The sequence below is a fragment of the Sulfitobacter sp. DSM 110093 genome, from assembly GCF_022788715.1.
Taxonomy (GTDB): domain Bacteria; phylum Pseudomonadota; class Alphaproteobacteria; order Rhodobacterales; family Rhodobacteraceae; genus Sulfitobacter.
The window spans coordinates 2,945,134-2,971,872 of record NZ_CP085167.1 but is presented as its reverse complement, the minus strand read 5'-3'; the positions used below and the strand labels follow the sequence as shown (position 1 = coordinate 2,971,872).

Below are 26,739 nucleotides of genomic sequence, written 5' to 3'. Positions count from 1 at the left end.
GACCGGGGAGGATCGTAGATGTCGGTGTTCGAATTTCAGTCTGTCACTTTGCCAGAAGCAGCAGAGGTCGCGCGTGTTGAAATTCGCGAGTTCTTACGGAGCGAGATTGCTGAAAGGAGGTTCGAACCACATCGCTGCTCTTGGAGCTCTTTTGACGCAAGCTTCAGTCGGCGCTTAGGTGAAGCGGGGTTTATTGGGGTGACCTGGCCTGAGGAATACGGCGGGCGGAATGCATCAACACTGACACGTTTCGTTATCACGGAGGAACTTCTCGCTGCAGGCTCTCCTTGTGGTGCTCATTGGGTCGCGGATAGGCAGTCAGGGCCTCAAATGCTCAGATACGGTTCGGACGCCGCCAAGACGCATATTTTACCACGTATAGCCGCAGGGACTTGTTTTTTCGGGATTGGTATGAGTGAGCCCAATGCGGGATCTGACCTAGCGTCCGTGAAAACCAAGGCGGTCAAAGTCGACGGTGGCTATGCAATCACGGGTCAGAAAATTTGGACGAGTAACGCGCACCGTGTGCATTATCTCATCGTTCTGGCAAGAACCGGAGATCGCGGCGAAAGTAGGCATGAAGGGCTGACCCAGTTCATCGTGGACATGACTTCAGACGGGATCTCGCCCCGCGCGATCCATGATCTTGCTGGAAACCACGAGTTCAACGAAGTGTTTTTTGATGATTGTTTCGTTCCTGATGAGATGATCATGGGCGAAGTCGATGAAGGCTGGAATTTGGTAACGGGCGAATTGGCGTTCGAGCGTTCAGGTCCGGATAGGTTTCTTTCCGATTATCAACTGTTCCGTGGCTTGGTAGATCAAGCAGGCACTACGCCGGATCGCAGCGATGCAGTTCAAATCGGCGCGATGGTCAGTAAGCTTGCAAGCTTACGTAAAATGTCTGTGGCGATTGCGGGTATGCTCGATCAGGGCGAACAACCGGTCGTTCAAGCAGCGATGGTCAAAGAGCTTGGCACGGCTTTCGAGCGTTCAGTTCCAGAAATTGCGCGCCGAATGGTCTCTGTGGAGCCAAGGCAGATCGCACAAAACGATTTTGTCGAAGTCATGGCTGATACCATTCTGCGGGCTCCCTCTTTCACACTGCGCGGCGGAACGCGCGAAATTCTCAAAAGCATGATCGCGCGCGGACTTGGGTTGCGTTGATAATATCTGGAGAGCTAGAGATGAACGACGATTTCGGAGAGATCATACAGGGTCAATTCAAAAAGCTGCTTGAGAAGCACGTTGATCGCACCGTGCTTGAAAAGGCTGATGGCCAAGAGACGCTTAATGAGCTGTGGGGAATTATTGAGGAGTCCGGCTTCTTCTTGGCTCTTGTATCGGAAGAAAATGGTGGCATTGGACTGGACCCAGTCTTAGCTTTCCAACTTATCGCCACAGCCAGCTATTTTGGGTTGCCTCTGCCGTTTGGGGAAACACTCGCAGTTGCAGGGTTGTTGAACATGCCCTTTCGGGGAGTCGCAACGCTGTCTAGCGGCGCCGCTGGGGAGCATGCCAGGGTAGCCTATGGCGCAGACGCCGATCATTTGCTTATTGCCTTAGACGGAAAGTGGCTGCTGGCACCTTCTTCATCCATCACATCGACACGCGGGATCAACCTAGCTGGAGAGCCACGTGACGCGTTAATAGTGGAAACTGGCCAACTGCATGAACCAGTATCGTGGCTCGAACATGGAAGCCTCGAAAGCGTCGGGGCCTTAGTGCGTTCTGCCCAGATGCGGGGTGCAATGCAAAGAGCGCTTGAAATGTCGGTTTCATACGCACTGGAGCGTGAGCAATTCGGTCGACCAATTTCAAAATTTCAGGCGGTCCAACATATGCTCGCCGACGCCGCAGGAGAATTCGCAGCAGCGAGCGCTCTTGTGGACAACGCCGCTGAAGCTTGGGGTACGCCTGAATTCACCTTCTGCTCAGCACTTGCAAAATCACGCACCGGACAAGCTGCAGGAAAGCTAAGCGAGATTGCGCATCAGATTCACGGTGCCATTGGTTTCACCAAGGAACACGATCTGAATTTTTTTTCGCGCAGGTTGTGGTCTTGGCGAGACGAATTCGGAAGCGAAGCCGTCTGGGAGGAGTATCTCGGCCGTAAGGTTTGTAAGGCGGGAGGCGTAAACCTTTGGGACACGATCATATCCGCGACCAAGGGAGCAACGGCATGACTGTTACTCCCAATCAGGGCCCTTTAAGTGGCGTGCGCGTTGTAGATTTAACCAATGTTATCATGGGGCCTTACGCCACACATATCCTAGCAGACATGGGTGCAGACGTTGTCAAAGTCGAGAGTGCCGCCGGGGATAGTTTGCGCGGTTACCGCCCTGCGCGTTCCGACGACATGTCTGGTGCTTTCATGCATCTTAATCGGAACAAAAGATCAATTGTACTGGATTTGAAATCTGCGGACGGGCGTGCCGCACTGGATCGGCTACTTGAAGGCGCCGATGTATTTGTACACGCCTTGCGACCCAAGGCGATCACGCGTTTGGGCTATTCGCCCACAGAGGTAAGAGCTCTGAATCCCGAAATTATCTATTGTGGGGCATATGGTTTTTCCGTTGACGGCCCCTACGCAGACAAGGCCGCCTACGACGATATCATACAGGCAGGCTCCGGTATTGCTTCGATCTCAGCGCGGGTCAGCGCAGACGGGGAGCCCGCTTTCGTTCCAACCGTCCTTTGCGACAAGCTGGGGGGGCAGGCTATCGCGTATGCCATCTTAGCCGCCCTGTTCGCTCGTGAAAAAGGTGCTGGCGGGCAGGATATCGAAGTGCCAATGTTCGAAACCTCTATCGAGTTCATGATGCTTGAGCATATGGGAGGATTTAGTTTTGAACCAAGCATCGGGAAGCCCGGATTCTCTCGAATACTCAGTAAATTCCGTAAACCGTTCCGCACCTCTGATGGTCACTGTTGTATTCTGCCTTACAGCGATCGCAACTGGCAGGACTTCTATGATTTTGTGGGCTGCTCAGAACTTGCTGCAGATCCGAAGTACAGCAAGCTGAGCATTCGCGTTCAGAACATAGACGACCTCTATGCCCTGATTGAAAAACATGCCGCTGGGCAAAGTACTGCAGACTGGGTAGCGTTTTGTGACAGGAAAAGTATACCGTGTATGCCCGTTTTGTCATTCGAAGACATCGTGGAAGATTCTCACGTCAAAGCGGTAAAGTTATTTCAGGCAGCCAATCATCCGACGGAAGGTGCCTACAAAGCTATTCGGAGCCCAATAAAATTTAGCGGATCCGAGTTTTCGGTCAGACGGCACGCCCCTAAATTGGGTCAGCATACCATTGAAATATTAAACGAAATCGGCATGGACGCTTTTGGCGAAACCGCGCCTTCAAGGGAGTAAGGTCGATGTCAGACAATTTAACATTCAACATAGATGAAAATGGTGTCGCGCTGATCACTTTGAACCGTCCAAAGCGCCTGAATGCCTTTACCTTTGAAATGATCGACGCTTGGCATGCCGCTTTGTTGGAATCTAAAAGCAATCCTGAGGTCAAAGTTATTGTTATAACTGGCGCAGGTAAGGCTTTTTGCTCGGGCGGCGATATTGTCGAAATGGTGGACCGTTTGGATCAAACACCGGCCCAGCGCAAAGCCGAACTGTTTGAACGCATTCAGCGCATCCCCCTCGCCTTGGAAGACATGGACAAACCCGTTATCGCAGCAATGAACGGTGCTGCGGCCGGAGCGGGTCTGGATCTAGCGCTTATGTGTGACTTAAGAATTGCGGCCCGATCCGCCAAGTTCGGCGAGACTTACACTAAGGTCGGCATCGTTCCGGGGGCGGGCGGGGCATGGTTCCTACCGCGGTTAGTTGGCACTGCCAAGGCGCTTGAGCTGTTTTGGACAGCAGAATTTCTGTCCGCTGAAAAGGCAGAAGAAATAGGCATGGTCAACCGGGTCGTCGATGATGCGGATCTAATGAATGTGACGTATGCGATGGCCCGGAAAATTGCCGCGTCCCCACAACAATCCGTGCGAATGATAAAGCGCGCCGTGCTCGCAGGGATGAGAAGTGATCTGCGAACCCATCTGGATATGATCTCGTCCCACTATGCCATCGTGACATCGGGAAAAGATCATCAAGAAGCTGTAGTTCGCTTTGTTGAAAAGCGCAGCTGACAGAAAACAACTAGGGAGAGAAAAATGAAAAAGATTAAAATAATGTCAGGATTGGTCGCGTTCGTCATTCCTATGATCGCGAGCTCGGTCTTCGCTCAGGATTTCACTTTGCGTGTCGCTGATAGTTTTCCGACGACACACCAATACTCCAAAAATACTCAAGACTGGTTGGACCTGGTGGTGGAAAAAACCAATGGCCGGATCGCATTTAAATACTTCCCCGCAGAACAATTGGCAAAATCCGCTGACCTGCTGGATGCAGCACAAAATGGCCTTGCAGATATCGTCTATGCTCCACCGCTCTATCTGTCCGACCGCCTACCATTGTCTACAGTTACAGCGTTGCCTTTGGTGGGCAATGTCACGGATCAACAGGCGCTTAATGATGCGTTTAACGAACTCGTTCTTACCGACCTTAATGAAACCGAAATTTTGCCGCTGGGTGTTCGGGCAATTCGTTCGCTGGTTACTGCCCCTTATCAGGTTATGAGCCGTGGGGAGAAGTTCGATACAGTCGAACAGCTTCAAGGCGTGAAGTTGCGGTCTTCTGGCGGTGTTCAAGAACGCAGTGTCGAAGCGCTTGGCGCGGTTCCAGTCGCGATCCCCGCACCTGATCTATACCCCGCTTTGCAGCGAGGTACTGTGGACGGAACTCTATTTAATCTACCGACGGCTGCTGGTTATAAGTTGCAGGAGCAGATCAATTATTCCACCGACAATATCAACCTTGGTCTTTTTCCTGCCCTCTATGTGATTAACGAAGATGTCTGGAGATCTCTGCCTGAAGACATCCAGGTGGCAATTATTGAAGCCGCTAGGGAAGTAATTCCTGCGGTCGTTCAGGCTGACAAAGATCGGATTTCCGAGTTCGCCGATGGTCTCATTGAGAACGGCGGCGGCTTATATCAGATTGAAGATTCGCAATTAGAAGATTGGAATACCAAGTTGAGCGGGGTGCGCCAAGCGTGGGTAGACAGCCTCGAAGCACAGGGTAAACCGGCACAGGCAATTTTGGATCGCTGGTCTGCTTTGGTTACCAAATAAGCAGCAGTGCTCAATCATTCATGATTGGGCACATTTGTGGCGGGCGGAGAATACAAATGAAAACGATAAAGCGTCTCCTTGCGGCTGTCGAAAATGTTTTAGTCATTTTTGGAGCCTTGGCATTGTTTTTACTTATGGTTTTGGTGGCCGGAGATGCGGGTGGAAGGTATTTTCTTAACGCTCCTATTTCCGGCGTCTACGAAATCAGCGAGTTTTACTTGATGATTTCGATCGTTTTCCTAAGTTTCGCGCATACTCAAAGAAAGGGTGCTCACGTACGGGTTGATTTCGTGCTCGAACGACTGCCGAAACCAGCGGCGCGCATTTTCGAATTCACCTATCTTGTGTCCGCTGCCATCGTGTTCGGCTTGGTTGCATATGTTGCGGCAAAGAACGGTTTGAAGAATATTGCCCTGAACCGTTGGACAACCGGAGTGGTTGCAATTCCAACTGGCCCCTCATGGCTTATTATGGCCCTGGGCACAGCGGTTTTTACCGTGAGGCTGTGTATAGATGCGGTCGAAATCCTTTTTACATCTGGCGAAGGAGATGATGGCGTGGCCGACGTGAACCCGCACTCAGCCGATGGTGGTGATACATGATAGCCCTAGTCATCATGCTGATATTAGTTGTCCTGATCGTCATGGGGATGCCAATTGCGTTTTCATTGATCATATGCGGCGCGCTGGGCTTGTACATCGAAGCGGGCCCTGGAGCGATGCTTAGCGTTCTTCAAACAACACCGTATCGCACAGCGGCAAGCTTTTTACTATCGACCGTTCCGTTATTTATATTAATGGCTGAACTTCTGGCACGAGGCGCCGTCGTGCGAGACCTATATCGCGCATGCTATCTGTGGATGGGTCATATTCGCGGCGGTCTTGCACTGGCGGCGATTGCAGCAAGTGTCGGGTTTGCGGTGCTTTCCGGCTCGTCAACAGCCGCGGCAGCAGCGATGTCGCGCATATCTATGCCTGAAATGCGGCGGTACGGCTATAGCGATCGCTTCGCGCTTGGCGTCATTGCCATCGGTGGCACACTTTCAATTATGATACCGCCTAGCCTTCCATTGATATTGTATGGCGTGCTCACAGAAACTTCGATTGGGCGTTTGTTTTTAGCAGGTGTCATCCCCGGCTTGTTAACAGCTGGCGTTTATGTAGTGACAATTATCATTCAGGTGCGACGCAATCCTGAAATAGCGCCTCCGACAGAGCGACACTCGTGGTCTGACCGCTGGGGAAGCCTGCCTAAGACATGGCCCGCAATAGCGTTGGTGTTACTTGTTCTGGGGGGGATATATTCAGGCGCAATTACTGCCACCGAAGCGGCAGCTGTTGGCGCAAGCGGCGCGATGGTTATCTCAATTGCCGTCGGGGGCCTCCGTTGGGGCGGCTTTGTCGAAGCGTTCCGGGCCACGCTCGGATCTACTTCTATGATTTTTGCCATCGTGATCGGTGCAATGGTGTTTAGTTACTTTTTAGCAATCACCGAAGTGCCGCAGAACTTAGTGCTGTGGGTTTCGGAACTTCCCTTGCCGAATTGGGGCATCCTGATCATCATTATTCTGCTATACCTTGTACTTGGCTTCTTTATCGATCAGATCGCCATCATAATCCTTACCCTGCCGCTGATTTTTCCGTTGGTGATGTCGCTCGGCTATGACCCTATTTGGTTCGGTATCATTGTAACTAAAACAGCCGAGATGGGTTTGGTATCGCCACCACTTGGAATGAATGTCTTCGTTGCGTGCGGCGCGACAAACACCAAAGTCGAAGATGGATTTCGTGGTGTCACGCCGTTTTTGTTCGGGGATGTACTGCTACTAATACTTCTCATTGCATTCCCAAATATCGTGACCTATTTGCCATCGCTAATGTAAGTTTGTTTATTGACACTGCTCTGCAGGAACGGCTTTGTCGCACAAATCGGGGTTTGAGCGGACTTCCCCTTTTCAAGACGGATTTATCCTGCGTGGGTATGCCCAGAGCGGTGTCGCGGTTGAGCAACGCGATCCGGACCTGGAGCTCAGCGACCTGTCGGTCGAAGTCTCTGGCCATAAGGCCTTGGCCAAGGAGTTTGACGCAGTGCATTTTTCTTCCTGCGGCGATGAGCCCGCGACGTCGGGTACGCATCCGCGACGGTGCGCAGCAATGGACGCTGTTGCGCGATCTGCACAGACCGGGGCATTGGAGCGAGAGCTATCATGTGCCAACTTGGGGCGAATATGGCCGCCACGATGAGCGACGGACCAATGCAGATGCAGAGCTATCGGATCAGATCAGGCGGCTCCACCGCGGCGACGCACCACCCGAATTGCATCGGATGATTGAGCGCCAAACCGTGCCACTGCGCGACGATATGTTGCAAAAGGAAACATGAACAAAGCCCATTCAAAATCATCGAGTGTGAAGCACTCATTTTGTTCAAGGTGCTGAACCCCCGCCGGTAGGCCGTTCACATTATTAAGCTCACCAAAGTGGGTCATTTGACCCTTGAAAGGCAAGTTTCAGCCATTTGGACGAAGGCTCACATAATAGGTCTGCCTTTGCAGTCGCATAGCGCGGCCAATGCCACCGGGGAAGAGGACTATTTTGCAGCAAGTCTCTTGTGGCAATTGGAAGGGTTGGAAAGCAGAACTCCTAACGGTCCAAACAGGCCCGTTTTCGGGGCCAAGAGGTTATTTATACTCATCGATTCAGTGTGTTGAGGGACTTCCCGCCTAAAGAGGAACCGGAACCCGAAGCGGAACTCAATCTTAGATCTACCTCGGTTAATGATCTGCGCTGTATCCGCATTTCCAATGCGGTTTCTCCTTTCTCAGGTTCGGTGTGATGGGGTCTCTGTTACGTCGGAAGGATCACTCGTGGCATCGGTCCACGTAGGCCTCGTTTTCGAGAGGGGCTCGAAGATCGGACGTTCGCTGAACGCAGCGTTTGGGCCCCGGTCCCCTCCACTGACCATCATCGTGTCGTAGCAAAGTCATCCAGCAATGCCTGTTTCGCCGCTGTCAGCGATATTGCCCATTCCTGCCAAAAGGTGTTGTCAGTCAGATATCGCTGAGTCCGGCACCTAAAACCCGGACGAGGCCCGTCAGAGAATTGAGCATGAATGTCAGCCGAGTGCGGGGCCGTCGCGACGTTCGTGATCTCCAAGCCAAGCGCGAACTTTGCTCAGCGATTCGCTTTCCCCGAGGTGGATACCCTTGTTTCCCGGATCGGGTCCACCTGTTCGCTCGTTTGGACGGGGTGAAAACCGCCCCTTTGAGTTAGGAAACAGTTTGTTTCCAAGCTCAACGGGCGTGCGAAAGAGTCATTTGAACCGTCGCTTCGGGTTGTCCTGCTTGGAGAATTCGCTTTTCGAAAAGGCTTCAAGTGACTGTTTTCGCAAAGCTATGTGTTTCCCATGCTCCGGCCAAGCCTCTAAGCGAACTGCCGAACACGCGCGTTCACCCTACCAATTCAATCTCTGCCTCTCCGTTCCCAATGGGGGGCAGGTTCGACTGCTTAAAGGAAATGAACATGCACGCAGCCGCTAGCCTCCGGGCTTTTATTGAACTTCATCTAACCGCGTTTCGGGCGGTGATTTCCGGCACTGATCCAGAAGGCACGGATATGGATGCACCGAGGCTCGAAGAATGGACGCCTGTCTTGCGCGGCGCCCAGTTGTCGCTGGCAGGAAATGTGGAAGGCCATCCGGCGCTCGGAAAGACGCAGATTGTCACGTCACCGTTGATCCATGTTTCTGAGGGCGACCAATGGGCGCGTACGCTTTCGCGCTGGTACCGTCTCGGAGCGCCGCTTGCGACAGATACCGCGAATGCTTTTCCAGAAACCGCGGTTGCGGGGTACTGCGCAATATTGGCGCCCGATGTCCTTAGTGTTCCTTTGCGTTTCGCCAGGCGTCTTACCGATAAGCGTCCAGATCGAATGGCCGAACAGGCCTTTGAGTTAGGATTCGATGATTTGGTCCCGGTGCTGACCCTGGTGGCAAGAACATGGCCGACCATCGGTGATGAAAAAGTCATTATATAACAGAATTTTAGATTGGTCTGAAAATATTTCAAAAATAATCTCTGAGTTTTTTCACAACCTCCTCGTACCTCCATCCTTATGAGACGACGGCGTTCTACCGCGCCTCGAAAAACCAATCGGCGGTCCCAGCCATAGCTCTGAAACCTCGGTTTCAGAGGACGGAGGAGGCTTGCCTAAACGAAAGACGACAAGATGAGTTTCGACGACACCTACCTTCATAGCCGCGCCACGCGGACCATCCTGAAGAAATCTCCGTTCCACTTCGTTGGTCAGATGACTTTCCTGAATGCGAACGGCAAATCGCAGGCAATGCAGTACAACAGTCTGCTGGAATATCACGTGGCGATCTGCAGCCGTTACCGGCCGGACGTCGTGGATGTTGAAGAGCAGATCGCGCCTATCATGGTACGTCACGGCACAGTGCAGGCGACCCCGTACTGGTTTGACTTGCGGCTGACCCATCGGAACGGGCAGCGTACCGCCATTTCGGTAAAGCCGCAGCGTAAGGCCGAGCGCCATGTGTTTCGCGCTAAGATGGAAGCTGTCACCAGGGTCGCGACGATGGAGGCTGCCAATAGGGTTTGCGTCGCGACAGAGCGCAATGTCGACCCAATCGAACTGGCGAATGCCAAGTTGTTTCATGCTGCGCGGCACCCTGATCCGTACATGGATGAGAAAGTAACTGCGGCGCTGGACGCACTGACGGAGCCTATGTCGATCCGCGATTTTCTTGGCGCGTGCGGCATTGGTTCGACTGGATTTTGGAGTGTGATCCGGCTGATCCACTCCGGAGCTGTCAAGGTCCTCGCGGCGGAGCGCATCACGCCCTGGACTATTATCGCGCACGGGGAAAATATCTAATGCCAGTCTCGCTGAAGCCCCGCCGCAAACTGCTGGAGGAAGGGTGCCGTTTCCGCATCGGCCCGCGCCCTGCTGAGGTAATTGCCGTACGCCCTGAGGGGTATGTCGTCATCTGGGAGGAGTGGACTGATCCCAAGACAGGTGTCGTAAATGACCCTGTCCACGAATTGCTGAATTATCCGCGTGTTGAAACCGAGAATAGCCATGGCCAGTTGGTGATCCTCAGCCGGCCCGGAGTGCAGGATGCTGATCCGTCCTACATTCCCCGCCATTGGCGGACTCACAAGGAAACTTCGCGGATGCTTGTCCGCAAAGCGTGCGCGCTCGGAGCAAAGGAGTTGATGGCCGAAGAGCGGATCGGAATGACGCGTCAAGCCTTCGAGCAAGATGCCGAACTGATCATTGCGCGGGCCCGGACTGTGCATGCCCGGCTCGTGCAGGAGGTCCTCGCCAGTCGACCCAGGCGCGGAGCCCGGCCGACGCTGTATGGCCAAGAGGCAGTGCGAAAGCCTTTTGTCTTTGACCTCACTGTTAAGAACGGAGATCCGACGTCAAAAGGAGCCTCCATCTACAAATGGCTTGGAAAGCTGAATCGTTTTGGAGAAGACGGACTGTATGACAAGCTCCGGAAATGCGGTGGAAAGTCGGGGCACTCGGAAGAGCTGGCGGATTTTGTCACGTCAGTGCTCGACGACCTGATCGATCAGGAACGGCAAGAGATCAACTCGCTGCATGACAGTGTTCTGGCTGCGATCAACAATGAAAACAAGCGGCGGGTCAGCGCAGAACTGCCGCTACCTACCTTGTCTAACCGCGTAAGCAAAGCATTTGTGCGTAAACAAGCCGCGCGCCTCGGGCGGGCTGCACTAGTGACGCGGCAGCGCGGCTTTGATGAGGCCTATAAGGACATGCACGCCTTGGGTGTCGGTATCACGACCCTCAGGGCGCTCGAACGTGTCGAGATCGATGAGTACACCATTGACCTTACACTATTGTTGCGGCTGACGGGGATCTTCAAGCTGCTGACTCCGGCAGAGGCAAAGGTCCTTGGAATGGACGGACAGCCTAAACGCGTGGTGATCTCTGCCGCAATCGACGTACATACACGCTGCCTTTTGGCACTCCAGATCGTGCCGAAAGGGATCACGGGGGTTTTGAAGCAGACGCTCGAGATGATCTATACAGACAAGACTACGATCTCCGATGCCGCTGGCTGCAAATATGACTGGTTCCAGCACGGAGCGCCCGAGGAAGTCGTAATGGATCGTGGCGGATCCTACATCTCGGATGAAGCTTATCATATCTTGGCGTCTCTCGGGATCACCAACCTCGGTACCCCAGCCGGAAAACCCTGGTTGCGGCCGTTCATCGAGCGTGTCTTCGGCACGATGCACAAGACTTTCCTGCAAAGGTTCTCTGGCCGCAATTTTTCCAACGTCGTTGAACGTGGCCGCAATGATCCGGCAGCGCGGGCGACGCTTACGTTGGAAGAATTCCTGAGCTGGCTGGTCCGGTGGACGGTCGACGGATATCACAACAGGCGCCAGGAAGGTCTAGGCATGACGCCACTTCAGGCGTGGAAAGATGCGACCGAAGATGCGCCTGTAAGGGGACTCAGCAGTTCAGAAATGCGCCTTGCATTTGGTACTAGGGTCAAGCGGAAACTGGGACGGCATGGCGTAACCATCAACCGGGTAAATTACCAGGGAAAGTATCTGGACAACCTCTGGTTCGGCCCTGATGGCGACAATAAACACCTCGAGGTTTGCTACTGGCACGGTGATATCGGCACAATTGACGTGCGTGCCGATGCTGGAGAGTGGAAGACAATCCTTGCTGCCGATGAGCGCTGGATTGGGAAGACTGAAATGGACGTGCGCGAGTGGTTGGTATCCCGCCGGGAGATTGATCCGGAGGCGGAGGCTACACGGCTCGAACTTGTCTACGAAATGGACCAGCGTTCACGCTCCCTGAAGGCCATGAATGGGCTGCTGGCTAGGCCACGTGATGCCAAGGGCCTGGAACAGGCAGACACCTACTTTGCACAGTACACGGATACTGCAGAGCGCCGGCACCTCGCCGGGCCTCACCGCGACTTGCTGGCAGATGAAGTCGAAGTCACAGGGCAGGAAACAGGGGCTTCGCCACTGGACGCTGCTGACACGGTTGGGCTTCCGGCCGACGACGATCTTCTGGAGTGACCTAGCGGCCCTCCTGCCGCCGAGCGAAGTGGGAGGGCCGATAATGTTAGCATCATTAATAAGTTGCGCGAAATTTACAAAACTCCTGAAAAACCGCTGAGTTCTTTCGCGAGTCCCTCATATTTCCGCCCTACAACAGAAAACCCCAAGGAGTACCCTCCCATGACGACCCTTTTGTCCACCTCTCTGACGCCCGCCAGCACCAAGCCCGAAAAGCTCGCGTGGCTGATGGATCGCTACTTTCGCCTCGACCGCGACGACGCCCTGATCAGCAGGCTCCATATGTTGTTCGCGTCTGATGAGAACGGCGAACTGACTTCCGAGCCCCGCGTCGACCCGCTGACCCGCGAAACCCGCGGCTTGATGCTGGTCGGCAATTCCGGCACCGGGAAGTCCGCGCTGACGATGCGGACGCTGCGTGCCCTGCCTATGTTCGAACTGGCCGGTCGCGAACGCGAGGGCAACACTCTCTATGTTACGGTGCCGCCCGAGGCTACGATCAAGAGCCTTGCAGGACGGATCGCGAAGGATCTTGGCTACATTGAAATCAACCCGCGTGCGAAAGCCTACGAGGCTTGGGATGTGGCGCGTCACCGCATGCACGAACGTGGCATCCGCTTGCTGGTGATCGACGAGACGCACCACCTGCTGCGCAGGGGGTCCGGTCGCGATGTGGAAGGTGCGGTACAGACGCTCAAGTCCCTTCTGCAGGGTGAATGGCCGGTCGCAGTAATTATTGCTGGGGTCCATAAATTGCGCAACGGCATCATGACTGACCCGGAAACGGATCGTCGTTTCCCAAAGTTCGAACTGACTTCCATCTTGGAAGGATCACGTGAGGCGCAGACATTTGCGCGCAGCATGCAGCTTTGTGCCGATAAGGTTGGCCTGTCACTGCCAAAGGATGCGCATTTGCCCGAACGTATCGTCTTCGCTGAAGGGGGCGTGGTGGGCCGGTGTATTTGGCTCGCTAAAGCGGTGCTCAGCAGGGCGCTGGACGAAGAGCGCGCTGAAGTAACACTTCAGGACGCCAGGTTGCAGTTCGAACTGGAATACGGTGCCTTCCCCATGTCGCCTTTTGCACAGGGATCGTGGGTTAACGTCCGGCAGGCCCTGCTTGATGGGGGCTGGTCGCGGTGACACAGCTGCTCCCTTACATTCCGTTCGCGCCCCGCGAAACTCTCTTGTCCTACGCGGGGCGCCTCGCGGCGATCCACACGGGGCAGGGTATCACCCGGCTTCTGGCTGACATGCGCATCAATTCGGAGCATTTCACCCTCGGTCGCGATGATGCCGTCGCGCAGTTCGCCGAGGTGGTGGATGTGGACTTGGCACTCCTTCAGCGGTCCAACATGCGCGCGATGGGGCCTGATGTCATGTTCCGCGAAGAGCGTGTGCAAAAGACCTTTCTTGTCCGCGCGGCGGACAAGTACTGCCCGGTTTGCTTGGCCGAGGATGGGTCTCATCGTGGGTGGAAGCAGCGTCTGAATTGGTGTTTCGCACCTGTGCATCGTTGCCCTGACCACGGAGTCTTCCTGAGCCGCCTGTCGACGCCCACCCGCACCTTTCAAGAAGCTGCGGGGCAGCTGGACTGGGAGGTGAGAGAAGCGAAAGGGAAGTCTCCGGCCTACCTGCATTGGCTTGAGGCCCGTCTGTGGGCGGGAGCCACAACGGACCCCTGGCTCGACGAGCAGTCAATACAGCAAGTGCTGGACGCCTGTCTGATGGTGGGGAGCACGCTGACCCACGGCCACCGGCAGCCGGCGAAGAAGCTTTCTCCAATTAAGCAGGAAGCGGCCATCCAGGTTGGCTTTGATCATTTCATCCATGGACCGGAGGGGGTTACCATGGCCTTGGATGAGATCCGTGAGAACTCTCCAGCACGCGCTGTCCAAGCTGGGCCACTGGCGCACTACGGCCTGTTGTTCGATTGGCTGGACCGTCGGAGCAAAGGGTACGAACCGGGTCCGATCCGCGATATCCTGAGGGATCATATCATCAAACATGACGCCGTGGACATCGGTACAAAAGTCCTTGGCGTGGAGGTCAGGAAACGGCGGTATCACAGTGTCCAGAGCCTCGCGGAAACCCTTGGTATCAATCGCACCCGGATGTCACGCCTCCTTCAGAAGTTGAACCGCGTTCCGCAGGGGGCCACTGATGCAGAGAGTGGATTACTCAGGTTCGAAGCAGACGAAATTGCTACACTGGTGTCAGACTTCGAAACTGCTGTCCCACTGTCAGACGTACCCGACTATATCGGCGCTTCTCTCACTCAAATGCAGGCTCTCTATGCGGCGAACCTGCTCTTGCCACTGGTTCCGCGCAATTCCCGGGGCGCGGTCCGGAATGTGGTCTTCGCCAAGCGGCATCTCGACACGTTTCTGGTGCCTTTCGAAGCATTGCCGAAAGTGGACCAATCTCAGGTCGAGGGTCTCCATTCTATTGCATATACCTGTCAGCGTGGAGGCGGCACGACTGCCGAAGTGGTCAAGGCCATCGTAGATGGCGATCTTTCTGCGTTTCGACTGCCTGACAAAAGTGGGTTGGCAGCTATCGTCCTCTCTCCTCTGGAGGCCATCGCGCGCCGCGCCATCTGATCTCATTTTAACGATTTTTGCCAAGGGTCCGCATTGCGGACCCTTTTTTTTGTTCGGGCAGTCCAAAGGGGCGGGAAGAACTTAGCTTTGTTACGGGAAAAACTTAGAGTTTTGACATTTTTACGTGTTTTTAAGGTGCTGATATCTATGTATAAAAATGGGCAAATTCTCGTGGCGGGAAAAACTTGGTATAGTTTTACAGGGTGTAAGAAATACCTAAGATTTTCCCGTGATTTATATATGGTGCAGCGATGTCCTTTAGCGACAGTATCTGGCCCTGCGACCTAGGTCACCGCGGTCTTCCCTGAGCTCCAACGCGTTTCCGGTACCGAGCTCGACCAGCGGCGTTCGACCTGGGTTCTCCTGCACAGCAATCTGCGCTGGGTGCGTCGGGTCCGGTTCTTCGTCGACTACCTTTGCAGCGCGCTGTAGGAACGACGCGCGGCATTTATGGGATCTTAATTTGATCGACTTCCCGTTAAGGCCTTTAGGATAATCACCCGGGCTTCGGGCAAATGCCTCCACGCACTGATAAAGCCCGTCTTAAATTAACTTCACCATACTTTCTGCACCTGTTCGAAAAGCGCCGCGACCACGGGGTCTAGCATCCTTTCCTCGAAGGCAATGAGTGCAAGACAAGCGGGCACGTGCAGTCTCTCGCTGACGGACAGGCCAGAACTCTGACGTTCATGTAGCGCGATGGACTCTCGGCATAGGCTTAGTCCCACACCAGATCGGACCATTTCCAGCATAGAGGCTTCATGATCTACTAGGGCGACCACCTTCTGGTGACACCCATGGCGCGCAAAGATGTTTGCCAAAAGACGATGATGGGCCGAAGCGGGCGAGGTGCCGATCCAAGGAAGAGCAGCAAGCTGCGCCCAATCGTCGGAGGCGAGCTGCGCCTCCCAGCCTGCGGGCGCAATGACGCGATAGGAGAATTCAGCTAGCGTTTTGGTATGCAACCGCCGTGTCGAAGGAATCGAATCCACTTCATTTGGATCGGTGAGGTAGAAGCCTGCATCAAGCTGGCGTCCCTTGAGCATGCGCAGGATGTCCCCGCTGATACCGTGTACCAACTCTGTAGTCACTTTGGGATGGGCCTTGCCCAACTGGCTTAGCAACCGTCCAAGACGTATGAACTCGGGATCGACAATCGTGCCGATTTTCAGTTTGCCTGACAGCTCACCAAACTGCGTGCTCGCGCGGCGATGGAAATCGGACATGGCAGCGATAACCTGCTCAGCCAGCGGTAACAGTGCCGTGCCATCAGGCGTAAGCACCAAGCCGCGCGGCGATCGGGTGAACAGGGTGACACCTAGGTCCGTGCTTAGTCGTTTGATCTGATGGCTGAGCGCGGGTTGGGTGAGGTTAAGCACCTCGGCTGCACGCGAGACGCTGCCCTCACGCGCAACGGTTGCGAAAGCCAGAATTCCATTCACGTTCGTCAGCCTGTCCATATTAAAATCTTTAATATCAGGTGAAGGAATTTGTCATTAGGAAAGCTGCGCTTGGCTAACTAAACCTAGGCGGATGTTGCAGCGGCCTGGGGCCTTTGGAGTAGTGAGTTGCGCGGTTCGATCGCAGCGAGCCCCTCGCAGGAATGCTGCAGCGATGACAAAGGGGAGGCCGGGCGGTGTCGCAAGCCGAGAGTGAATTCGACTTTATCGTCATTGGGGGCGGTTCCGCAGGGTGTCTTCTGGCCAATCGGCTAAGCGCGGATCCGAGCAACCGGGTTCTGCTGCTCGAAGCGGGGCGGCGGGACAACTATCACTGGATCCATATTCCTGTCGGGTACCTCTATTGCATCGGCAATCCACGTACCGATTGGATGTACAATACCGAGGCCGATCCTGGGCTGAACGGCCGGGTCTTACGCTATCCGCGCGGCAAAGCTTTAGGAGGCTGCTCTTCTATCAACGGCATGATCTATATGCGCGGGCAGGCCAGAGACTACGACAATTGGGCGTCCCTTAGCGGGGACGAGGACTGGGGCTGGGAAAGCTCGCTGCGCGATTTCATGGCGCATGAGGATCATCAAAAGCTTGACGAGGGCGCCGACCCGACCACGGGCGACAACAGCCGATTTTCCGACATGCATGGGCATGGCGGGGAATGGAGAGTTGAAAAGCAGCGGCTGCGCTGGGACGTCTTGGATAGCTTTGCCGATGCGGCAGAACAGGCAGGAATCGAGAAGACAGAAGATTTCAATTCTGGTGACAACGCAGGTGTTGGCTATTTTGACGTGAACCAGCGCTCTGGTTGGCGGTGGAATACGTCTAAAGCTTTCTTGCGGCCCGCCAAGGATCGGCAGAACCTGACTGTCTGGACTGAAGCTCAGGTGGAGAAGCTGGTATTTGAAACTAATCCGCAAGGACAGCTACGCTGCAACGGCGCGCGGGTTCAACGTAAAGGGCGGACGGTTGAGGTGACCGCGTGGCGTGAGACAGTTCTATCAGCTGGCGCGATTAACTCCCCACAGATATTGCAACTATCGGGTATTGGCCCGGCAAACTTGTTAAAGACGCATGGCATCGAGGTGGTGCGAGACGTGCCTGTGGGGGAAAACCTTCAGGATCACCTGCAGATCCGTGCGGTCTATAAAGTGGCGGGGACACGAACACTGAACACATTGGCGGGAAACCTTTTGGGTAAGGCCGCCATTGGGGCAGAATATCTCTTCAAGCGTTCTGGCCCGATGAGCATGTCCCCCAGTCAGCTCGGGGCGTTCACGCGCTCGGACCCGAAACGGACCTATGCAAATCTCGAATATCACGTGCAACCTCTGAGCCTCGAAGCCTTTGGTGACGACCTTCATAAGTTTCCGGCAATTACGGTCAGCGTTTGCAACCTCAACCCCTCCAGTCGCGGGCATGTCCGGATTCGGTCTGCAAATTTCCGCGATGCGCCGATGATCTCGCCAAATTATTTGGCGACAGAAGACGACCGCAAAGTTGCCGCGGACAGCCTGCGCCAAGTGCGCGAGATTATGGCGAAGCCCGCGATGCGACCTTATGAGCCGGAGGAATACAAGCCGGGGCCCCAATATCAAAGCGACGCAGATCTCGCCAAACTCGCGGGAGATATCGCCAATACGATCTTTCACCCTGCCGGTACGGTCAGAATGGGGAGGCTTGACGATGATAGCGCCGTTCTCGACCCGCACCTGCGACTGAAAGGTGTAGTAGGGCTGCGGGTGGTCGATGCCAGCGTCATGCCGGAAATAGTCAGCGGAAACACCAATTCGCCCACCTTGATGATCGCGGAAAAAGCAGCACGCTGGATTCTTGCCGGCCAGTAGACACCCCATTTCCCGAGGAGGAAATATGCGAAACACTAAATCCAACCTTCCTTTGACCGGGGTAAAAGTTATCGACTTCGGCCAATATATCGCTGGTCCTGCTGTGGCGATGTTGCTGGGGGATCTGGGCGCAACTGTCGTACATATTGATCCCCCGGATGGACCGATGTGGGACAGCCCCGCCAATGCTGCGCTGATGCGCAATAAGATGGTTGTGACGCTTGACTTGAAATCAGAAGAAGGGCTGGCGCAGGCACGGGCGCTTTGCGCCGAGGCTGACATCATTGTTGAAAACTTCCGGCCCGGCAAACTGGCCGCACTCGGAATCGACTTTACCAAGATGCGCACCGCGCGGCCCGAGTTGATCACCGTGTCTATCCCCGGGTTTGCCTCCAACGATGCCGAACGACGCGAACAACGCGCGTTTGAAAGCGTCGTTGCGGCTAGTTCCGGCGTCTTTACGGACATGGGTCTAAACCGCGTCCTTATGGGGTTGAACCCGTCCTTCTCTCCCTTGCCGCTGTCGTCGGCCTATGCCTCGCAAATTGCAGCCTCGGCCACCGTGCTGGCGCTTCAGTCGCGGCAATTGTCCGGTTTGGGAGATCATATCGAAGTGCCGCTGGCCGCCGCGGTGATGGAAGGACTGTGCTATAGTTCAATCAAGGTCGCAGATATGCCGCAGCGCTATCTGACGCAGCGCGAGATCGAAATTGAACGCCGCCGCGTCGAAGGTCTGCCAATGAACGTTTCATATGAGGATTTGCAGGAACTGCTGGATCCGTTTTTTCGCAGCTACATGTGCAAGGACGGGCGTATGTTCTACGTCGTTTGCCCCAGCCATAAACACCATGCCCGGCGCTGTCTTGAGGTGTTGGGCCTCTATGACGAAATGGTTGAGGAGGGGCTTCAGGAAGAAGACGACACCTACAAGCCGCAGGCAGAGTGGGAGACGGATACCTCACTTGGTGTCTATCCGATGCCGAAACCTTGGGCAGATAAGATCGCTGCTCGGATGAAAGAGGTCTTTATGACCCGGACCTCTCATGAGTGGAAACGCATGTTCGGGCGGGCTGGAATTCCGGGCGCACCGCAACGTTGGTTGCAAGAGTGGATTAATGACGAATACGCCGAAGCTTCCGGCCTGATGATCGACGTCGATGATCCGATTTACGGAGAGATGACCCAACCCGGTCCTGTAGTGTGGATGGAGGAAAGCGGCGAAGAGGCGCTGGCCCCCGCACCGCGCCAATGGGTCGAATTCGATGTGGCCCTGAAGGCTTTGCGCAAACTTCGGACTGATATCCCCGAACCGGAAGAGGGCATTGATCAGGAGGGCTGGCTCTCGGGCGTTCGAGTATTGGACATGTGTAACGTGATCGCAGGGCCGCATGCCGCAAGCTATCTGGCGCGGTTCGGTGCTGAAGTGATCAAATTGGACCCGGCCACGCCGCTTTACGACAGCTGGAACACCGTGATTTACGGGATGAGCCAAGGGCGGGGAAAGAAATCCATTCTGGCGGACATCAAATCTGAGCACGGCCGCAAGGTTTTTGAAGACCTTGTGAAATCGGTTGATGTGATCTTTTGGAATGCGCCCGACAGTCAGATCCGTCGGATGGGCCTTGATGCTGAAAGCCTGCGTAAGCTGAATCCCGAAGCGATCTTTTGTAAACTTGACTGCTTCAGCGGCGTTCAGCGCGGTGTGCGGACCGATTACATCGGCTATGACGACCTCGTACAGGCTACAACGGGGATCATGCTGCGCTTTGGCGGTGCGATGGACCGGCCCGAAGAGCACGCCCATGTGGGTACCATTGACGTAATGTGCGGCTTCGGCGGGGCTTTGGCTGTGGCGGCGTCGCTTTACCAGAAACACCGTTTCGGTCGGATCGGGCGGGGGCGTACCTCGCTTAGTTCAAACAGCGGCCTGCTGCAAATCCCCTTCGCCTATGATTTCCGGGGACGGGGCCTCTTCGATGAGCCCTCAGGGCCGGAAGTGAATGGTTATGACCCGCTCAGCCGTTTTTACAGTACCGCTTCGGGGGTCTATATCCTGCTCAGCGCTTATGAAGCAGACGTCCCTCGTTTTTGTGCTGTGGAAGGACTCGAAGAACTGCCCAATGTGCCTGCGGATGAGCGTGCCGCTTTTCTGGCGGGAGCTTTCCAGTCCCACTCCGCAACCGAATGGATCGCCCGGTTGCGCAGTGCCGATATCGGCTGTGCGTTGTGCAATAACATCGACGAATTACGCTCCGAAAATATGCGCGAGCCGGACGGCTCGCCGGGCACCGAACGGGGCAGTTACTCATTTTCGCAGTATGCTGACCATCCCAGCGGCCATGAGGTCATTCAACTTGACCCCTATGCCGTGCGACCGGCGCGGGGGCGGGTCTTTGCGTTGTCGCCAACCGAGAAGTTCGGAGCCTCCACGCGCAGGGTTCTGGCCGAGCTAGGCTATTCCGATGGCGCGATCGAGCGGATGTTGAAATCGGGGCAGATCAGCGAAAGCTGGAGCGGAGAATACCTACCTAGCTAGCAAAAAATGAGGGCGGCGCTGAACGGGCTGCCCTTCTATTGCGGCGCATTCGGACAACCGAGGTGCTGCGTTACCCGAAGGGTTCGGACCAGTCATGTCGTGCACCGGTGTACGGCAAGTGGAGGAGGCTGTCTGGATCTTATTGCCATGATGGAGGATATATGGCCTACAAACCACCCTTAATGGATTTGCGTATCGCAACCACACGCCGGGGATTCTACTCCGGCTTTACCCGCAGTGTCGCTATTCCATCGAAAATTCTGGTGAGCGCCCTTATCGTCTGGGCGATAACCGTCCCAGAGAATGCTGCTTCTGTACTGAACGCGCTCAATGGCGCAATGCTGAGCAGTTTTGCCAGTTGGTACATTTGGGTGGTCGCGCTCTTTTTACTGCTTTGCATCGGTTTGGCGCTTGTGCCCTCAACCGGCCGCCTGGTGCTCGGGCTGCCTGATGACAAGCCTGAATTCTCGCGGTTTTCGTGGTTCTCAATGATGTTTGGCGCGGGAATTGGCATTGGCATGCTGACCTTCGCAACTGCTGAGCCAATGTACCACTTCGCAAACAATCCCAATGTCATCATGGGCGAGACGACTGGTTCGGCAAGCAGCAATGTGACGGCGGCCTACGTCTGGTCTTTTCTGCATTGGGGTTTTTCGGCTTGGGCCTGCTATGCGCTGGTTGGGCTGTCGTTGGCCTATTTCTCCTATCGCCGCGGCTTGCCGCTTACAGTCCGTTCCGGCCTCACGCCCCTTTTCGGAAAGCACCTATCCGGCATTGGTGGGCATATCGTCGATATTGTCGCTGTGGTTGCCACGATCCTCGGCGTAGCCCAGACCTTGGGCTTTGGCGTTGAGCAGTTTGTCGCGGGGCTTAGTCGTATCGGATTTGGCGATTGGATAATATCTGAGAATGGCAAACCGTCGGCCATGGGGATCGTGGTAGCACTGATTGTTATCCTCGGGGCCTCCACGCTCTCGGCCCTTTCAGGGGCCGGGAAGGGGATCAAGTGGCTGTCTAACTTAAATATGGGGCTGAGCTTTTTCCTATTGGCATTCTTTATTCTCTTCGGGTCCACCTTCTTTGGTCTCGGATCATTGCTATCTGGGCTTTCTGCTTATCTGGTAGAGCTGCCCGGAATGCTGTTCACCGTTTGGCATGCGGATGGAACTGAGACGGGTGACGCGTTGGCCGCATGGCAGGGGGGGTGGTCTGTTTTCTATTGGGCATGGTGGATCGCCTTCGCCCCCTTCGTCGGTGTGTTCTTGGCGCGTATTTCACGGGGGCGGAGCATTCGTGAGTACGTGTTGGGGGCAATCGTTATCCCTTCGTTGATGTGTTTCGTTTGGTTCACAATTGTCGGCGGCACAGCGATCGATCTTACCCTAAATGCCACAGCAGGAGATGCGATTTCAGGTGCTGGTCAGGAAAGCCAACTCTTCGTAATGCTCGACCTCATCCTGGCAGATGGATTGGCATGGGGGATGGCTGCGATTGTTGTGGTTTTGTTGCTGACCTATTTAGTTACAACAGCAGACTCGGCGATCTTGATCGTGAACACGATCAACGCGGCGGGGGAGGAAAACCCAAAGGGTCGTGCCCACATCGTCTTTTGGGGCGTGGCGCTCAGCCTTGTCGTAGGCGGCTTGCTGCTGGTTGGAGGGCTCAATGCCATCAAGACAGCGATGGTGATCGGGGCGTTGCCCTTCAGCTTCGTTATGTTCTTGATGTGCATCGCGCTAATTAAGGCGGTCATTCGTGACGCCATTCGCGACAAGAACGGTGTTCAAAGTTTCTACGCCGCAGAATAGTGGTTTTGCGGGGGTGCATGCTCTGCGCCCCCGCTTATTGTACTTAGGTTCGAGAAAGATGCGATTGGAGCACTGCTCGATAGCGACATCAGGTTTGCGTCGGGAACCGCCGCTGTAAATCCGCAACCTGTTCAGCTGTGAGAGGCCGCGTTTCCATCGCTTGGAGTGCAAGAAACAGTTTTGCGGTCTCCTCCAACTCCTCGGTTGCATAGACCGCGTCGGACAGCGATTTCGCCGATACAACCGGCCCATGGTTCGCCAACAGAACCGCATGGTGGTCCGAGGCCATTTCGCCGACTGCCTTCGCCAATTCCATATCCCCCGGAGCGAAATAGGGCACCAGGGGGAGTTTGCCGACACGCATAACGTAGTAAGCCGTTAAAGGCGGGAGGACATCTTTGTGGTTAATGCATTTCAGGCAGCTTACGGCGACAGAATGGGTCGAGTGTAAATGTACGATGGCCGATGCGCCGGACCGTTTGGCATACATGGCCATATGCAAAAACGCTTCTTTGGTGGGGGCATCGCCTGAGATGTGGCGGCCTTCGGTGTCCAGCAATGACAGGCGCGCTGGATCGAGGTCTCCCATGGAGGAACCGGTTGGGGTCATCAGCCAACCGTCGTCGACCCGCACGCTGATGTTCCCAGAGGAACCGAAACTGAGCCCCCGGTTATAAAGCGACGCTGCACGGCGCACGATGTCTTCTCGGATTTTCGCATCACTCATGGCAGCACCTTTAAGGCATCTTCGAAAAAGCTGGGCTGCCCGAAGTTCCCAGACTTCAGCGCCAATGTTAAGGGGCGGTCCAATGCTTGGGTCCACGGCACGCCTGGCGCGATCTCGGGGCCAATTTCGAGCGTTTTGATATTCAGGGCCGAGACGACCGCGCCGGAGGTTTCTCCTCCTGCGACTACCAGCCGGTGAAAACCCGCCTCGGCGAGACGCAGGGCAAGGGCGCTTAGGGTATCTTCCATCATCTGCCCAGAGGCGGCCACGCCGTAGCGTTTCTGGATGCCTGCTACTTCTTCTGGATCAGCCGACCCGTAGATGATCACTGGACTACCGCTAGGCTGAGCTTTTGCCCATTCTGCCAATTCAGTCACCATATCCTCACCCGCTGCGACCCTATCGATATCCACCTTTGCGTGAGGCCACATTGCCTTGGCCTGTGCGAGCTGTGCGCGCGTGGCGGCCGAGCAACTGCCCGCCAAAATCAGCGCACGGCCGTTGGTGGCCGAGAAGTTGATGTCTTGCCTAAGGGTCATTTGGCCGCGCACCCGGAAATTGTCCGGCAGGCCGAGCGCGATACCTGAGCCGCCGGTGATCAGCTTGTGATCCGCCGCAGCTTGGCCGATGGTCCTCAGTTCGGCATCGTCTAGCGCGTCGATGACGGCGTATGAATGGCCTCCGGCTATCAGCGCTTCCATGCTTACGCGGATCGCCTCCACGCCTTGCTGAACGATTGGGGCAGGGATGAGCCCTACCTTGCCGGAGGACTGCGCCTCCATAAGACGCATAAGGTTGGAATCGCGCATTGGCGTTAGAGGGTGATCCTTCATTGAGCTTTCCGCCAAGGGCAGCTCTCCGACAAAGAGCACACCGTTGTAGATCGTGCGGCCATTCTTAGGAAAAGCAGGGCAGATCAATGTGAGTTCGCAGCTCATCGCTTGGCGAAGCGCATCGGCGACCGGCCCGATGTTTCCTTTCGGTGTCGAATCGAATGTTGAGCAGTATTTGAATAGGATCTGTTCAGCGCCTTCTGACCGGAGCCACTTCAGCGCGGCCAAGGACTCGGCAATTGCATCCTCTACCGGCGCCGTTCGTGATTTCAGCGCGACAACAACCGCATCCGCATCGCCATAGGACGCCTCGGGGCCGGGCACCCCGATGATCTGAACCACCCGCATACCTTCACCGACCAACGTATTGGCAAGATCTGTGGCACCGGTGAAATCATCGGCAATGGCGCCAAGAACGATGGGCATTTCGATATCCTTTCAAATCAGTAGCGCGACGCGCAAGCCGCGATAGGCAGACCTGTGCAGGCGCGGCCGATCGTGACAATTGCAGGGTAACGCGCTTGCTGGCCCGCACATCCGCAGCGCGGGCCGCGTCGGATTACCCTTTGAGGCCGCCCACGACTTCGCGTGTTGTTGCTAAGGTGCCCATGTCGCCGCCGAACTCCATCGGGCGCAGTGCATTGGCGGCAAAACCTTTGTCGACTGACGCGTCAATCAGGGCTGCCGCGTCAGTATAGCGGTTGTCGCCAGAGCGTTCGCCAAGGTAGTCCAGCATCAAAGCGCCGCTGAGGATCGCGGCAAGGGGGTTGGCCTTGTCCTGACCCATAATGTCGGGGGCGCTGCCGTGGGCTGGCTGGAAAAGACCGTTGTCATCGCCAATCTCGGCGCAGGCCGCCATGCCCATGCCGCCGACCAAACCACCGCCCAAGTCAGACAGAATGTCGCCGAACATATTCTCCATTACCATGACATCGAAATCCCAAGGACGCCGCACCAGATCAAGCGCTTGGGCGTCGACGTAGTTATAATTTGCCTCGATGTCGGGATAGTTCGGTTTGATCTCGTCAAAGATCTTGCGGAAGAAAGCCATCGACGTGAAAACATTGGCCTTATCGACACAAGTCACGCGACCCGGCTTGCCGCGCTCTTTGCGTTTCTGGGCCAGTTTGAACGCGAAGTTGTGAAGCTTTTCTGTAGTTGCGCGGGTGATGCGCAGGGTGTCGCGCACCTCTGTATCGCCGATCACTTCGCTGCGTTTATGGGCCGCGGCGGAATAGAACAGCCCTTCGGTGGACTCGCGCAGGATCACCATATCGATATGCGCCGCACGAGGATCGGCTAGCCGTTGGGGCGCGTTGGGGTAGGCCTTGATGGGGCGAATGCCAGCGTAAAGGCCAAAGCGGTCGCGCAGGCGCAGGTGAGGTGAGATTTCTGTGCCATCATCATGGCGGATCGAGGGCAGGCCGATCGCGCCTAGGAAGATGGCATCTGCCTCGCCTGCGCGTTCTTCGCCACCGGGCTCAATGTCATGGCCGGTTTCAGCATAGTAGCCCGCGCCTGCGTTGATCTCGTCATAGGAAAGGGCAGGGGCGCCGCTTATTTCGCAGGCTGCATTGACGACTTCGATGGTCGCATCTGCGACATCAATACCGATCCCATCCCCACGGATAAGGGCGATTTTCAAACCAGAAGCCATGTCATTTTCCTTGGACTTAAAATTTCACTTTGGTCGAAGGCAGCCCACACGAACGTGCGTGCACCTCTGACGAACGCCACAGCTGAGGGACAAACCATGCACTTTCGTTGTGCCGCTCTGGTTCGACAAAACACGCTGTAATGCTCCCACTCAGTCTGCAATTCGCACGGCATCACTTCGCCACGTATTGATCTGCGTATGCGTTGATGCATTGATAGTCAATGGGTTTCGGGTTATCTTCTCGTGGCGCTGAACGAGAGGGAGCGGTTGGAATGAATTCGAGCAAGGTCAAATCGGCAGAGGCCGAGAAACCGGTCTCGCAGGCTGCTCGTGTTGCGGCCATTCTTCAGGGGATGATCACGAACAACGAGCTGCCGCCCGGCTCCAATTACCTAGAAGCCGAACTTGGGGAGATGTTGAGCGTTTCGCGCACCCCGATCCGCGAAGCTGCGGTAATTTTGGCCTCCCGTGGTTTGGTCGAAATCCGGCCTCGGCATGGTATCCGCGTTCTGCCTCTGACCATCGCTGACATGGTAGAAATCTATGACATCTTGATTGAGCTTGAGCCGTTGGCCGCCTTTAAGGCCGCTGAGTTGGCTTATCCAGAAAAGGACCTGCGTGGGTTGGATGAGAGCCTAACGCAAATGGAAAGCGCTCTGCTGCAAGAAGACCGCAAAGAATGGGCGGCGGCGGATGATCGTTTCCATCAGGGGTTGGTGTCCCTGTCGGGGAGTCGACGTCTGGAGGAGGTGATTGCGATGTACAGCACGCAGGTGCATCGCGTGCGGTTGCTGACCCTCTATATGCGCCCGCTGCCCCACGCCTCGAACGAAAACCACCGCGCGCTTTATGATGCGATCCGCAACGCGGAGCCTGAGCGTGCCCGCGACCTGCACCATGAGCATCGGGTGAAGGCGAAAGCATTGTTGATCTCATTGCTAGAACAGAACAACCTGTCGCGGTTTTGAGCAAAGCGATA

21 protein-coding genes and 1 pseudogene are annotated in these 26,739 nt (G+C 55.5%); 17 read left to right on the top strand and 5 right to left on the bottom strand.

Annotated features, from left to right (window positions below):
* Nucleotides 1–18: 18 nt before the first annotated feature.
* The 7 genes from DSM110093_RS14470 to DSM110093_RS14440 are packed head-to-tail and all read left to right on the top strand — an operon-like array spanning nt 19 to nt 7,084.
* Complete coding sequence (locus tag DSM110093_RS14470; protein WP_243265747.1) at nt 19–1,167, top strand: acyl-CoA dehydrogenase family protein; 1,149 nt, start codon at nt 19–21, stop codon at nt 1,165–1,167.
* Nucleotides 1,168–1,187: 20 nt separating this feature from the next.
* Nucleotides 1,188–2,186 carry an acyl-CoA dehydrogenase gene (locus tag DSM110093_RS14465; protein ID WP_243265746.1) on the top strand — a complete coding sequence of 333 codons (999 nt, stop codon included), beginning with the start codon at nt 1,188–1,190 and terminating at the stop codon, nt 2,184–2,186.
* Nucleotides 2,183–3,379, top strand: coding sequence for a CoA transferase (locus DSM110093_RS14460; RefSeq protein ID WP_243265745.1), 1,197 nt, complete (start codon nt 2,183–2,185; stop codon nt 3,377–3,379). The genes DSM110093_RS14465 and DSM110093_RS14460 overlap by 4 nt, the downstream gene beginning before the upstream one ends.
* Nucleotides 3,380–3,384: 5 nt before the next feature.
* A complete protein-coding gene (locus DSM110093_RS14455) occupies nt 3,385–4,158 on the top strand; it encodes an enoyl-CoA hydratase-related protein (RefSeq protein WP_243265744.1) in 774 nt (257 codons plus the stop codon).
* A 24-nt stretch (nt 4,159–4,182) separates the two neighbouring features.
* Complete coding sequence (dctP, locus tag DSM110093_RS14450; protein ID WP_243265743.1) at nt 4,183–5,202, top strand: TRAP transporter substrate-binding protein DctP; 1,020 nt, start codon at nt 4,183–4,185, stop codon at nt 5,200–5,202.
* 56 nt (nt 5,203–5,258) lie between these two features.
* Nucleotides 5,259–5,804 carry a TRAP transporter small permease gene (locus tag DSM110093_RS14445; protein WP_243265742.1) on the top strand — a complete coding sequence of 182 codons (546 nt, stop codon included), beginning with the start codon at nt 5,259–5,261 and terminating at the stop codon, nt 5,802–5,804.
* Nucleotides 5,801–7,084 (top strand): TRAP transporter large permease subunit, encoded by a 1,284-nt coding sequence (locus DSM110093_RS14440; RefSeq protein ID WP_243265741.1) that lies wholly within the window; start codon nt 5,801–5,803, stop codon nt 7,082–7,084. The genes DSM110093_RS14445 and DSM110093_RS14440 overlap by 4 nt, the downstream gene beginning before the upstream one ends.
* Here DSM110093_RS14440 and DSM110093_RS14435 read toward each other — a convergent pair.
* Nucleotides 7,038–7,314, bottom strand: a pseudogene (locus DSM110093_RS14435) (hypothetical protein); the annotation flags it as partial. The gene DSM110093_RS14440 and the pseudogene DSM110093_RS14435 sit on opposite strands and share 47 nt — an antisense overlap.
* On the opposite strand from DSM110093_RS14435, the gene DSM110093_RS14430 reads away from it, so the two are divergent.
* The 6 genes from DSM110093_RS14430 to DSM110093_RS14405 all read left to right on the top strand — a co-directional run bounded on the left by DSM110093_RS14430 (nt 7,312) and on the right by DSM110093_RS14405 (nt 14,898).
* A complete protein-coding gene (locus DSM110093_RS14430; RefSeq protein ID WP_243265740.1) occupies nt 7,312–7,584 on the top strand; it encodes an MFS transporter in 273 nt (90 codons plus the stop codon). The pseudogene DSM110093_RS14435 and the gene DSM110093_RS14430 overlap by 3 nt on opposite strands.
* Nucleotides 7,585–8,723: 1,139 nt before the next feature.
* Nucleotides 8,724–9,236 carry a DUF6634 family protein gene (locus DSM110093_RS14425; RefSeq protein WP_243265739.1) on the top strand — a complete coding sequence of 171 codons (513 nt, stop codon included), beginning with the start codon at nt 8,724–8,726 and terminating at the stop codon, nt 9,234–9,236.
* Nucleotides 9,237–9,428: 192 nt separating this feature from the next.
* A complete protein-coding gene (locus tag DSM110093_RS14420; RefSeq protein WP_243265738.1) occupies nt 9,429–10,097 on the top strand; it encodes a hypothetical protein in 669 nt (222 codons plus the stop codon).
* On the top strand, nt 10,097–12,298 hold the full coding sequence (locus tag DSM110093_RS14415) for a hypothetical protein (protein ID WP_243265737.1): 2,202 nt from the start codon (nt 10,097–10,099) through the stop codon (nt 12,296–12,298). The genes DSM110093_RS14420 and DSM110093_RS14415 overlap by 1 nt, the downstream gene beginning before the upstream one ends.
* 162 nt (nt 12,299–12,460) lie before the next feature.
* Complete coding sequence (locus DSM110093_RS14410; protein WP_243265736.1) at nt 12,461–13,438, top strand: TniB family NTP-binding protein; 978 nt, start codon at nt 12,461–12,463, stop codon at nt 13,436–13,438.
* Entirely contained in the window at nt 13,435–14,898 is a 1,464-nt protein-coding gene (locus DSM110093_RS14405) for a TniQ family protein (protein WP_243265735.1), read from the top strand. Before DSM110093_RS14410 ends, DSM110093_RS14405 begins: the two co-directional genes overlap by 4 nt.
* Nucleotides 14,899–15,452: 554 nt before the next feature.
* Here the strand turns inward: DSM110093_RS14405 and DSM110093_RS14400 are convergent.
* The gene (locus DSM110093_RS14400) at nt 15,453–16,358 is read right to left on the bottom strand and encodes a LysR family transcriptional regulator (RefSeq protein ID WP_243265734.1); all 906 of its coding nucleotides are present in this window, start codon (nt 16,356–16,358) and stop codon (nt 15,453–15,455) included.
* Between the two features lie 176 nt (nt 16,359–16,534).
* On the opposite strand from DSM110093_RS14400, the gene DSM110093_RS14395 reads away from it, so the two are divergent.
* The 3 genes from DSM110093_RS14395 to DSM110093_RS14385 all read left to right on the top strand — a co-directional run bounded on the left by DSM110093_RS14395 (nt 16,535) and on the right by DSM110093_RS14385 (nt 22,543).
* Nucleotides 16,535–18,199: a GMC family oxidoreductase N-terminal domain-containing protein gene (locus DSM110093_RS14395; protein ID WP_243265733.1), complete on the top strand. Its 1,665-nt coding sequence runs from the start codon at nt 16,535–16,537 to the stop codon at nt 18,197–18,199.
* Between the two features lie 25 nt (nt 18,200–18,224).
* On the top strand, nt 18,225–20,735 hold the full coding sequence (locus DSM110093_RS14390) for a CoA transferase (protein WP_243265732.1): 2,511 nt from the start codon (nt 18,225–18,227) through the stop codon (nt 20,733–20,735).
* Nucleotides 20,736–20,896: 161 nt separating this feature from the next.
* Entirely contained in the window at nt 20,897–22,543 is a 1,647-nt protein-coding gene (locus DSM110093_RS14385) for a BCCT family transporter (RefSeq protein WP_243265731.1), read from the top strand.
* Nucleotides 22,544–22,631: 88 nt separating this feature from the next.
* Here the strand turns inward: DSM110093_RS14385 and otnC are convergent, their stop codons facing one another.
* The 3 genes from otnC to DSM110093_RS14370 all read right to left on the bottom strand — a co-directional run bounded on the left by otnC (nt 22,632) and on the right by DSM110093_RS14370 (nt 25,760).
* Nucleotides 22,632–23,270 (bottom strand): 3-oxo-tetronate 4-phosphate decarboxylase, encoded by a 639-nt coding sequence (gene otnC, locus DSM110093_RS14380; protein WP_243265730.1) that lies wholly within the window; start codon nt 23,268–23,270, stop codon nt 22,632–22,634.
* The gene (gene otnK / locus DSM110093_RS14375; RefSeq protein ID WP_347568630.1) at nt 23,267–24,529 is read right to left on the bottom strand and encodes a 3-oxo-tetronate kinase; all 1,263 of its coding nucleotides are present in this window, start codon (nt 24,527–24,529) and stop codon (nt 23,267–23,269) included. Before otnK ends, otnC begins: the two co-directional genes overlap by 4 nt.
* Nucleotides 24,530–24,662: 133 nt before the next feature.
* A complete protein-coding gene (locus tag DSM110093_RS14370) occupies nt 24,663–25,760 on the bottom strand; it encodes an isocitrate/isopropylmalate family dehydrogenase (RefSeq protein ID WP_243265729.1) in 1,098 nt (365 codons plus the stop codon).
* A 272-nt stretch (nt 25,761–26,032) separates the two neighbouring features.
* On the opposite strand from DSM110093_RS14370, the gene DSM110093_RS14365 reads away from it, so the two are divergent.
* Nucleotides 26,033–26,728 carry a GntR family transcriptional regulator gene (locus DSM110093_RS14365; RefSeq protein ID WP_243265728.1) on the top strand — a complete coding sequence of 232 codons (696 nt, stop codon included), beginning with the start codon at nt 26,033–26,035 and terminating at the stop codon, nt 26,726–26,728.
* The last annotated feature ends 11 nt before the right edge of the window (nt 26,729–26,739 follow it).